The organism is Methylomicrobium sp. Wu6 (assembly GCF_035916875.1).
In the GTDB taxonomy this organism is placed as follows: domain Bacteria; phylum Pseudomonadota; class Gammaproteobacteria; order Methylococcales; family Methylomonadaceae; genus Methylomicrobium.
Map to the genome: position 1 here is coordinate 110,952 of NZ_JAXUHN010000081.1, position 11,812 is coordinate 122,763.

The window sequence follows — 11,812 nt, forward strand, 5'->3', positions numbered from 1 at the left end:
GATTTGTAAAGGCACTATTTTAAAGTCATCGCCGCCGCCAAATACGGCAGGGCAAGCCTGTGTGTATTTGACGGCGACAGCGCCTTCCATGGGCTGTTTATCTAACGAAATGCAGCTTTTGGCCGAGCATATCCGGCGTGACCAGGACGATGCCACCAGGGCTGACATGGTATTTCTTCGCATCTTCGGCCAGATTTTCGCCGATCACGGTGCCTTCCGGAATCTCGCAGCCCTTTTCGATTATCGCGCGTTTGATTCTGCAGTGGCGACCGATATTCGCTTGCGGCAGCACGATGCAGTTTTCGAGCGTCGAAAAAGAATTGACGCGAACATTCGAGAACAACAAGGAATGACGGACCGAAGCTCCGGAAATGATGCAGCCGCCAGATATCATCGAATCGACCGCATAGCCCCGCCGATTGTCATCGTCGAATACGAATTTGGCCGGCGGCGTTTGATCCTGATAGGTCCAGATCGGCCAGGACTGATCGTACAGGTTTAAATCGGGTTTGACGCCGATCAATTCCATATTCGCTTCGAAATAGGCGTCGATCGTGCCAACATCCCGCCAATAGCTTTGCAGGCCGCTCTGCATGTCCAGGAACGGATACGCATTGACCAGATATTTGTCGATCACCGAGGGAATGATATCCTTGCCGAAATCGTGGCTGGTGCCCGGGGTGTCGGCATCCTTGATCAACTGTTCGAACAGGAAGCGTGCATTGAACACATAGATGCCCATCGACGCGAGCGCGGTGTCGGTCCGGCCCGGCATCACCGGCGGATTGGCCGGTTTTTCGACGAACGCGCGCACCCTACGGTTTTCATCGACACCCATTACGCCGAACGCGGTCGCTTCTTTCAAGGAAACTTCGAGACAGCCTATCGTCAGATCGGCGTTGCGGGCGACATGATCCGCGATCATCGCCGCGTAATCCATCTTATAAATGTGATCGCCAGCCAAAACCAGAATGTAGTCGGGATTGCGCGCGCGCAAGATGTCGATGTTCTGGAACACCGCATCAGCGGTCCCCTTATACCAGGAATCTTCGCTATGGCGTTGCTGGGCGGGCATGATATGCACATATTCGCCGAATTCCCCAGTCAGAAAGCCCCAGCCCAATTGCAAGTGCCGGATCAGTGAATCGGCTTTGTATTGCGTCAGAATCCCGATTTTGCGGATGCCTGAATTGACGCAATTGGATAATGGAAAATCAATGATTCTAAACTTGCCACCAAAAGGCACCGCCGGTTTCGCACGCCAGTCCGTCATGTTCATCAATCGTGAACCCCGACCTCCCGCCAAAATTAATGCGATGGTATTACGTGTTAAATGACTCACTAAATGGTCTGGCATTGCATTCTCCTCATAGATATAGATTCACATCTATTGTCGTGTTTGGTAACATTCACTGCAAATTTATTTTACTCTAATTGAGGCGAAATCCAGTGACAAAACGTTCGAAAGCTCAACAAGACACCGATGCACTGAAGACTCAGATCGATCCGGCGCCATCGAGCGCGGAGCCCGAGCCAAGTAAATCCCTGGAAAAACAGGATGTTAAAGAAACATTGCCGCCACATCAGACAGCATCATCCTCGCCCAAATCACCCGCGTCCGCCGCTCAAACTGTCACAGAAAACAGCACCTCATCAAAACCGCAGACAGCCGCCGCTCCGAAGACCAAAACCAAAACGGATAGCTATCCGACGCTCGATGAGGAGCATTTAAAAATCGCGAACGCCCGCCATCACGACCCCTTTTCGATTCTGGGCCGCCACCGGAGGAACGGCGGCATCGAAGTGAAGGTATTCATGCCGTATGCCGAATCGGTCCAATTCAGTCATAACGGCAAAGCGTTTGAACGAATTCCCGGTTCCGATTTCTTCGTCTATCAATCGAAAGAAGACGATCTGCCCGCACATTACCGACTGGCCTGGAAAGACAAAAACGGCTACAGTCATGAAAGTTTCGATGCCTACGATTTCGGCACTCAAACGCCCGAATTCGATCTGCATTTGTTTGGCGAAGGCAGGCATTGGCATATTTATCAGAAACTCGGCGCGCACCTGCATCAGGTCGACGGCATCAGTGGCGTACAATTTGCGGTATGGGCGCCGAATGCGGGCAGGGTTAGTGTGGTCGGCGATTTCAACCGCTGGGACGGACGTTGCCATCCGATGCGATCCTTGGGCGGCAGTGGAGTCTGGGAGATTTTCATCCCCGAGCTAAAGGCCGGCAGCCTGTACAAATTCGAAATTCTGAATCGCCAAAGCAACGAGATTCTGGTTAAAACCGATCCTTACGGGCAATATTTTGAATTCCGCCCGAATACCTCGTCGATCGTGATCAAGGAAAAATCCTACCAATGGAAGGATCATCAGTGGATGATGCAGCGTGCGAATCATAACTGGATGCATGAACCGATGTCCATTTATGAAGTGCATCTGGGCTCCTGGCGCCGCGACAATCAGGGCAATTTCCTGAGCTATCGTCAATTGGCCGTACAACTGGTCGATTATGTGAAGCAGTTGGGCTTCACGCATATCGAGTTGCTGCCAATCACCGAGCATCCGCTCGATTTGTCCTGGGGCTATCAGACCACCGGTTATTTCGCGCCGACCAGTCGGCACGGTTCGCCTGACGACTTCCGTTTCTTCGTCGATACCTGCCACCAGAACGACATTGGCATCATATTGGATTGGGTCCCCGCGCATTTTCCGAAAGACAGCTTTGCTTTGGCCCGTTTCGACGGTAGCGCGCTGTACGAACATGAAGATCCGCGCAAGGGCGAGCACCGCGACTGGGGCACGCTGATCTACAACTACGGCCGCAACGAAGTCAAAAATTTCCTGCTGGCGAGCGCGGTTTACTGGCTTGAGGAGTTCCATCTCGACGGCTTGCGCGTCGATGCGGTCGCATCGATGCTGTATCTGGATTATTCGCGCGAACATAACGACTGGATTCCGAACATGTACGGCGGCAACGAAAATCTGGAGGCGATCGATTTTCTGCGCGAACTGAATGCGGTAACCCATCAGCAACATCCTGGCACGGTGATGATGGCCGAAGAGTCGACTGCGTGGCCGCAGGTAACCCGCCCGACCTGGGCCGGCGGTCTCGGTTTCTCGATGAAATGGAACATGGGCTGGATGCATGACGTGCTCTCCTACATGAGCAAGGACCCGATCCACAGGATGCATCACCACGATCAATTAACCTTTGGCCTGTTGTACGCGTTTACCGAAAACTTCGTACTTCCTTTCTCGCATGACGAGGTCGTGCACGGCAAGGGTGCGCTAGTCAACAAAATGCCCGGCGACGAATGGCAGCGCTTCGCGAACTTACGTCTGCTGTTGACCTTCATGTTCACCTATCCGGGCAAGAAGCTGCTGTTCATGGGCTGCGAATTCGGTCAGGGCACCGAATGGAGCGTAAGCCGAGCGTTGGATTGGTATGTGCTCGATTATGCGCATCACCGCGGCTTGCAAACCCTGGTCAAGGATTTGAACCGTCTATACAAGATCCATCCGGCATTGTTCAAGCACGACTTCGAACATCAGGGCTTCGAATGGATCGACTGCCATGACATTCAGCAATCGATCATCAGTTATCGCCGCAAGAGCGAACTGGAAGACCTAGTGATCGTATTGAACTTTACGCCGGTACCGCGCGAGCATTACCGGATTGGTGTGCCGACCGAAGGCGTTTATACCGAAATCTTCAATTCCGATTCGCAATATTATGACGGCAGCAATACGGGCAATGCCGCCGTGATGTCGGAGCCGACCCCCTGGATGAATCTGCCGCACTCGGTCACTTTAACCCTGCCTCCGTTAGGCGCACTGATTCTAAAGCAATAATCGGCCCATGAAAAAGATCCTCTTCGTAACCAGCGAGGCGCACCCATTAATCAAAACGGGCGGCCTCGCCGATGTATCCGGTAGTTTGCCCAAAGCCTTGGCGGAATTGTCCCAAGACATCCGTATTTTGATCCCTAATTATCAGGCGCTTAAAACATTCGGCAATGTGCGCTTCGTCTGCTCGTTGCGCATCGATAACCGCAATGTGAATATTCTCGAAACGCGGATGCCGGAAAGCAACATTTTGGTCTGGATGGTCGATTATCCAACCTTTTTCAATTATCCGGGCAACCCTTATGTCGATGAGAAGGGCGATGCCTGGCCGAACAACGCCGAACGTTTTGCGCTGTTTTGCCGGGTCGCAGTCGAACTCGCGATGGATCGGATCCATCAGGATTGGAGACCCGATGTCGTGCATTGCAACGACTGGCAAAGCGCGCTGGTGCCGGCGTTTTTGTCGCTCGAGCACGACCGCCCGAAGACCGTGTTTACGATCCACAATCTGGCTTATCAGGGCCTGTTTCCTGCCGATACCGCAATGACGTTGAACCTGCCAGGGCAGTTGTTGAACCCGGAAGGACTCGAATTTCATAGTTTATTGTCATTCATTAAGGGCGGCTTGGTCTATAGCGACTGGATCACCACGGTGAGTCCGACCTATGCGCTCGAAATCCAGACGCCGGAGTTCGGTTACGGTCTCGAAGGTCTGTTGAGCCATCGCAACCATGTGCTGAGCGGCATCCTAAACGGCATCGATCTGCAACAATGGAACCCTGAGAGCGACTCCTTGATCGCGCGCAACTACACCGTGGAAACGTTGACTGCGAAGAAGACGAACAAAACCGAATTGCAGAAACGCTTCTCGCTGCCGGTCACCGATCAGATTCCGCTTTTCGGCCTGATCGGGCGTTTGGTCGAACAAAAAGGCATCGACATGATCCTGGATTCATTGCCCGAAATCATGGAGATGCCTTTGCAGGTCGTGCTGCTCGGTAGCGGCGAAAAAAGCATGGAACGGAAGCTGATGAATTACGCGCATCTGTATCCCGAGAAAATCGCAGTCACGATCGGCTATGATGAATCACTCGCGCATCTGATCGAGGCCGGTTCGGATGTGTTTTTGATGCCGTCGCGCTTCGAACCCTGCGGTTTGAATCAGATGTACAGTCAACGTTACGGTACCCTGCCCCTGGTCAGACGGACCGGAGGCCTGGCAGATACGGTCGTCGACGCAGTGCCGCAAACACTCAACGACAATTCCGCGACTGGCATTGTTTTCGACGAAGCCACGGCGGGTTCGTTACTCGAAGCGGTCAAGCGCGCTACGATTTTGTACGGCAACAGTAAAGCCTGGAAACAGATGCAGACCAATGGCATGAACAAAGATTTTTCCTGGGAACAGAGCGCCAAACAATATCTGGGTTTGTATCAAAGTCTATAACGAAGTGCAATCGTTCCCACGCCCAGTGAGGTAACGCCGCCTTCAACCTTTGCAGTGCAGAGGACATTATCGAAGAGTACGCCACACTCTCTAGGGCATATATGCGTACCCTTCGATATTTCTCATTCCCTTTTAATGGGCATCCCCCTGATCATAACACATGAATGAAATCCAACTGCAATACGTCGAGAACGTAATTACCCGTAAAAAACGCGGCGTACAGCAGCATTTGGCGTTTTTCATCGCCGTCGAAAACCTGGGCTATCACAAGCGGATCGACGTGCTCTGGGCGGGCGAAGACGGCATCTGGCATACGCTGCCCGCCCACTTTCACAGCAAGCTTGCACCGAACCGGGAATATTGGCAGGCGCACATCCAGTTCCAACTGAGTACCGCAAAGTCGCTGCCCGGCAATATTATCTTTTCGTTGCGCTACCGTGCCGAGGAAGCCGAATATTGGGACAATAATAACGGCTGGAATTATACTAGCCAGGCCGACTCCGGCATCGACGTGCCAAGCCGCCAACCGGTGCAAGTCGTAGGTTTCAGCGGCGAAATGCCCGAGAGCCGGAAATACACGCCGGTCACGGTCGCGGTAGAACAGTCACTGGCCGCCGAAAAAGTCACCGTACACTGGACGACGGACAATTGGCGCCATACCCATCAAACCGCTTGTCATTTCAAACGGACCTATTGGGATAAGGAATTACAAAGCAACGCCCGCAACCCGAATCAATACGGCACCCAGATCTGGAAAGGCTGGCTGAAGACCGCCGATGCGTTCCGCCTGCACTATTCGGTAACCGTCGAAAGCCAAGGGCGGATTTTCTCGGACAACAACCACGGCAACAATTATGCGGCGAGCCGCAAGCCGCTGAAGATTCTGATCCTGAACCTGCATTGCTACCAGGAAGATAATCAGGATGCGAAGTTTTCCGAGATCGCCAAGGCGATCGATGAACTCGACATCGACGTGGTCTGCTTCCAGGAAGTCGCGGAACTCTGGAACGACGGCCGCGGCGACTGGCCGACCAATTCCGCGAACATCATTAATAGCCGGCTCAAAAAGCCGTATCATTTATATACCGATTGGTCGCATCTGGGCTTCGACAAATACCGCGAAGGCGTCGCGATCTTGAGCCGCTTCCCGTTGCGGCATCAGGAATCGCGTTATGTTTCGGACAGTGACGACCCTTACAACATTCATGCGCGCAAAGTCGTGATGGCGCAAATCGAAGCGCCCCACATCGGGCTGCTGAATATTTTTTCGGCGCATTTGAGCTGGTGGGAAGACGGTTTTCAAAACCAGTTCAACCGGCTACGCGAATGGGCAGGGAGTAAACAGAACAAACAGGTCATAAGCACCCTACTCTGCGGCGATTTCAACATTGCCGCGGGTTCCAAGGGCTACCGCCATGTAATCGACACAAAGGAATACGAAGACCAGTTTCTGGCTGCAAATGCGCACAACGCGTTCGAAAAAATCTTCCGGGTCAACGATCCGTACTGGAGGAACTATCTGGCCGACGACTACCGCATCGATTATATCTTCATGAGCAAAGACAGCCGTCTGTCCGTAACCTCCGGCCAAGTACTGTTTACGCCCGAGGATTACGGCCAGGTATCCGATCATTACGGCTATCTGATGACTTTCGAACCCCAATAAGGTAAATTTCCCGAGTACTGAAAAAACCAATGCCAAACTACAGCAGTCACCGACTTGATAGATTGATGGAGAACCTTGATGCAAATTGCTGAGCATTACGCCATGCCAGTTCATGGAGACCTCGGAGGCTTTTTTGCGCGCGTAAACGACTTCGGCGACAAGTTTTATATTCGCTGGGGTAAGATCGAGTTCGACGTGCATTACGGCGTGCAAGCCAATATCAAAGTGATCCTGAAAGTGTATCGCGAACACAACGTCCGCGAGACCTATATCGTCGATACCGATCCTTACGACATTCACTGGGACCGTCACAAACGGCGGACGCGCGATTTTTACATCCATCCGCAATCGAGCAATTTCGGCCCTATCAACTGCATTAAATTTTCATTCATCGTTCATCTCGACGAGCACTCGATCGCTTCGCAAAACGATTACATCTTTATGGACGGCCATCAATTGCAGGATGATCAGCCGAAACACCGGCAAATCACCTCGGAATGGGCGACCCAGAATGCCTATCGCACCCATGAACTAAACGTGGGCGAATTGCAAAGCGATGTCGATTGGTACAATCACCATTTCGAATCGCTCAATCTGACGCCGAAGTTTACCAAAGGCCTGCTCTATCACCCATATCATCCGAAGCGATTCATCCACGATCACATCGATAAGGTGATCCGTAGCAAATACGAGAATCCGGGCCGTTTGTGCACGATCAAGGTCAGCGTCGATTGCATCGACGACAGCGACTTCATCACGCATCTGATCCATGCTCACCATCAAGGTGTCTGCGTCCAATGTATCGTGGACTGGCGCAAGATGACGCTGACCAACAGCCAGAACTATGCCCGTCTGAAACGCTCCGGCATCGAATTGGTCGGCGTGTTCTGTACGACCAAGCATCACCTGATCGAAGTCGAACCGGACATGCACACCAAATTCGTGATCTTCAACGATGAAGACTGCATCATAGGTTCGTTCAACATCACCTTCGACCGCTGGTGGGCGAACTGGGAATCGGGGATGACTTTCCATTCGCGCGGCGTGTGCCGGCTGCTCGACAACGTGTTCCAGAGCCAGCGCGGCGGCGTGATTCAAAAATACGGTATCGACCCGTTCAGTCATTTCAACCTGCTCTACACCTTCGGCCGTCACATGATGCTGAATGGCCGCTATTACAAGCCGCATATTGCGATCCTGGCCGAAATCAACCGCGCGCGCCATTCGATCAAGTGCAGCCTGTTTCTGATCGGCGACATGCAGGGCGACCATCACGACAGCGTGGTCGATGCGCTGATCAATGCGCATCACCGCGGGGTCTATGTGCATATCCTGTTCAACGGCCACCTGGCGCGCGAGGGCCGCATCGGCGTCGAACGCAGCATGTCCGAAGAGCTCGGCCGACCGTTGTTGCCGGCGGTGCAACGCTTGAAGAACGCCGGCATTCCGGTCGGCCTGGTTTATGGCCAGGATGATCATAAAGTTCCCTACTCACCGATCCATTCGAAATATTGCGTGATCGACGATGCAATCGTGATCGAAGGCAGCTTCAACTGGTACAACACATCGGTTTTCTCGCACGATTTGATCGTGATTGCGAATAACCGCGAGGTGGCCGGACCCTACTTATACGAATTCGATGAGATACAGCGATCTTTCAGGGTGTTTTATTGATAGCAGCACCAAGATATAAAAACTGTCCGATTGAATTCAAACGTCCAGTAACCTTCCTTGATTAGATGCAGCTAAGTTAATAGCACTGGGGAAATGTACTTTTGTTTTTGCTGGCTTTTGCGCTCTTGCGGTGTTTCTTATTTCACCAACGAGCTCATCAGGATTTTTATTGAGTTTTTACTATTACCTGAATCCGTGCTCTGATTTCATATTTTTTTGTATTTCAAATAGTTAGATTCCAATTGAGACTCATTTTGGGTGAATGCAATTTGTATCTATCCATCTGTTTTACAAAGAGTTTTCATAAAGTGATCACGGATTCAGGTATTATACTATCCTATTGGTGTCGGGCGACTGTTTAAACAAATTTACTACGGCATACCATGTTAATTTAAAAAACATTGAGATTGCAAAAACAGATAATACCGCAATTTGGTATATTTCTACCCACATTGATCCTTCTCCAAGATGTGGATTGCCAGGAGAACTATTAGCAAAAATACGAAACAAAAATATAGAGGCGATAAAAACCGAGATACTTACAAAAAACTTTTTCCCAGTTAGAAACAATGGCAAAAACGCCAAAATGGGACATATCGCCATTAACATGGTAGTAGTTGAATTAATCAAAGCCGTTAATAATGGATTCTGTAACTGTGACAATCTTTCCTTCGCGGCATTGCGCACATCAATTACTTCATCTTTTAAAAGAGGAGCAATATGATGGATTGCCTCTTTTCCTTGTAATTCTATCAATGCGTCCATTGCAGCAATGCGTATATTAGGCTCTTTATCTTTTAAAAAAAAGTCAAGAGTTGGGATTGCTTCCTTTACTTGTAATTTTGCTACTGCCTCTATCGCTGCTACGCGTATATCATAATCGCTATCTCTCAATAGCGGAATAATACTGGGAATCGCTTCTTTTGCTTGCAATTCCTTTAATGTAGTGACCGCCGTATGACGTATATTTTTATCGTTGTCTTGCAAAAGAGGTATAATTTTAGAAATCGCTTCATTTTTAGGAATTACCTCATTTTCTTCTTGTAATTCTATCAATAATTCCATTGCCCGGATTCGCACCCGATCATCATTATCATGCAACAGAGAAACAATACGAGGCGCTAATTCTTTTTCTTGTAATCGTGATAACGAATTTATCACTCGAAGGCGCACACGACCAACATTGTCATTCAAAAGCGGAATAATACTTGGAACAGCTTCTTCTCCCTGCAGGTCTTCTAATGCAGATATTGCGTTACTACGTACGTCAGAATTACTATCTTGCAAAAGGGCGGTAATACTAGGAATTGCTTCTTTTTCCTTTACTTTGCATAACAGGCTTATCGCAGTGGAACGGATCATTGCATTGCTATCTTGCAAAAGAATAAGAATATTAGGCGCTGCGGCTTTTATGTCTAAATCCTGCAATGCTTTTATTGCGCTCAAACGCACATTATCGTCCTTGTCTTGCAAAAGGGCAATAATTCCAGGAAACGCCTCTTTTCCTTGTAGCAAGCTCAGTACTTCTATTGCTCGAATACGTATATTGCTATCGTTATCTTTCAAAAGATCCGTAATACTGGGAATCGCCTCTCTTGCTCGAAACTCCAATAATGTATTCATAGCATTCATGCGTACATTACTATCATTATCTTTTAAAAGAGGGATGATATCTGGAATTGCTTCTTTTGCTTCCAATTGCAATAATGCCGCCATTGTGTTAACACGCACCTTGCTATCTTTTTCATTTAAAAGAGGAATAATCCCGGGAATCGCTTCCTTTGCGCGAAATTGCACCAATACTTGTATTGCTTTATTCCTTACTGAACTGTCCGTATCTTTTAAAAGAGGAATAATGCTGGGAATTGCCTGTTTTTCGCCTAATTTTTCTAATACTTCTATTGCTGCAACACGCACATAGGGTTCGCTATCTTGCAAAAGAGGAATAATACTGGAAATCGCTCCTCTCTCGGCCAGTCGTTGCAATAGCTGCAATACGTCCTTATTATTATTGCGTAAATTTTTTCCATAATATTTTTCAGCATGATCGGCATTGGAAACTGAATTTTTTTCTTGTGCCTTGGCTAATACTTTTATTGTACTGCCTCTTATTTTTTCTTTGCCTTCCTTCTCTCCTGGCAAACACCGATTTACAGACCTAGAAGTACGATTAAAACAGCGTTGATCTTGTTCAGCTAGAACAATATAATTTACCAGTAAAAGACTCATTGGAAAAATAAAGAATAGTATTTTTTTCATAACTAATATAAACATTTTATAATAGGTGGGTTAGATTTGAAATGCAACACATCTAGAGAACCGTTATGAATTGCTTTTATCAAATTGGCGATACAATTATTTCAATGGCTAAAATAAAAATGCCGACATTCCTATTTTTGCCGCCTATAAATGGTTATATAGTTTGAATATTTTATTCATGATTACCATTTTATAACCAAAAAACGCTATTTTTTCTCGAAAGCCCTAACTTATTATTTGCCCGACAGGAATATTTACTTATTGTACGACAGGCGGCTCTTAGCTGATAGCACTCGATGATGATTGAAAAAAATGTTACGGCCCATAGCGGCCATAGTCTTTCGCCATTTTTTTGAATTTTTGGGGTGTCTATATTAGTGTTTTCTATAACCTTATGAATTACATTCTATTTTTCAATGTCATTTTGTACGGACAAGATTTATTCCCATGGCGGCTGATCGCCATTATAGGCAACAAAGTCTTTAATTGTTGAATAGGTGATGGCATCGACATTTTCATTTTTAGCTGAAGGGCTATTTTTGGCGTATGGAGTATGCACTTTGGGTTTATTTGTGGTTGTAGAGGATAATTCCGCAGTGACAGTTGCTGATTGCCATTTTGCAAAAGGCGTAATGTCTATATTGGCTGGGACATACCATTTCTTATTGGCCGGATCCCACCTCGCACCGAGCGCTTTTGCTGCATCCTTCTGCGTATAGGGTACATGAAGATAGATTTTTGAGTATTTCATTATATATCGTGAGTAGAATGCTGAATTCTGTGAGTTATAAGTGAATAGCAACAAGTTCATTGGCATTTCTTGAGCTCTCTAAGTCATTGATTTGCTATTCACAGGTTGCAAACGAACTTCTCGCGAAGCACTTAGACCTGTAAATGCTTGCCTAAAG

General features: G+C 48.4%; 7 protein-coding genes. 4 read left to right on the top strand and 3 right to left on the bottom strand.

Annotated features, from left to right (window positions below; all coding sequences use genetic code 11):
- Positions 1 to 97 precede the first annotated feature (97 nt).
- Positions 98 to 1,357, bottom strand: coding sequence for a glucose-1-phosphate adenylyltransferase (gene glgC / locus U2W12_RS12365; protein ID WP_326500993.1), 1,260 nt, complete (start codon positions 1,355 to 1,357; stop codon positions 98 to 100).
- A gap of 377 nt (positions 1,358 to 1,734) precedes the next feature.
- Here glgC and glgB point away from each other — a divergent pair, with 377 nt between their 5' ends.
- From glgB to U2W12_RS12385, 4 genes are all read left to right on the top strand, one after another.
- Complete coding sequence (glgB, locus tag U2W12_RS12370; protein ID WP_326501003.1) at positions 1,735 to 3,864, top strand: 1,4-alpha-glucan branching protein GlgB; 2,130 nt, start codon at positions 1,735 to 1,737, stop codon at positions 3,862 to 3,864.
- 7 nt (positions 3,865 to 3,871) lie between these two features.
- A complete protein-coding gene (glgA, locus tag U2W12_RS12375; RefSeq protein WP_326500994.1) occupies positions 3,872 to 5,305 on the top strand; it encodes a glycogen synthase GlgA in 1,434 nt (477 codons plus the stop codon).
- Between the two features lie 160 nt (positions 5,306 to 5,465).
- The gene (locus tag U2W12_RS12380; protein WP_326500995.1) at positions 5,466 to 6,971 is read left to right on the top strand and encodes an endonuclease/exonuclease/phosphatase family protein; all 1,506 of its coding nucleotides are present in this window, start codon (positions 5,466 to 5,468) and stop codon (positions 6,969 to 6,971) included.
- A 78-nt stretch (positions 6,972 to 7,049) separates the two neighbouring features.
- A complete protein-coding gene (locus tag U2W12_RS12385) occupies positions 7,050 to 8,645 on the top strand; it encodes a phospholipase D-like domain-containing protein (RefSeq protein ID WP_326500996.1) in 1,596 nt (531 codons plus the stop codon).
- A gap of 327 nt (positions 8,646 to 8,972) precedes the next feature.
- Here the strand turns inward: U2W12_RS12385 and U2W12_RS12390 are convergent, their stop codons facing one another.
- Together U2W12_RS12390 and U2W12_RS12395 are read right to left on the bottom strand one after the other, a co-directional pair.
- Positions 8,973 to 10,919, bottom strand: coding sequence for a HEAT repeat domain-containing protein (locus U2W12_RS12390; RefSeq protein WP_326500997.1), 1,947 nt, complete (start codon positions 10,917 to 10,919; stop codon positions 8,973 to 8,975).
- A gap of 424 nt (positions 10,920 to 11,343) precedes the next feature.
- Positions 11,344 to 11,655 (bottom strand): DUF5710 domain-containing protein, encoded by a 312-nt coding sequence (locus tag U2W12_RS12395; RefSeq protein ID WP_326500998.1) that lies wholly within the window; start codon positions 11,653 to 11,655, stop codon positions 11,344 to 11,346.
- Between the last annotated feature and the right edge of the window lie 157 nt (positions 11,656 to 11,812).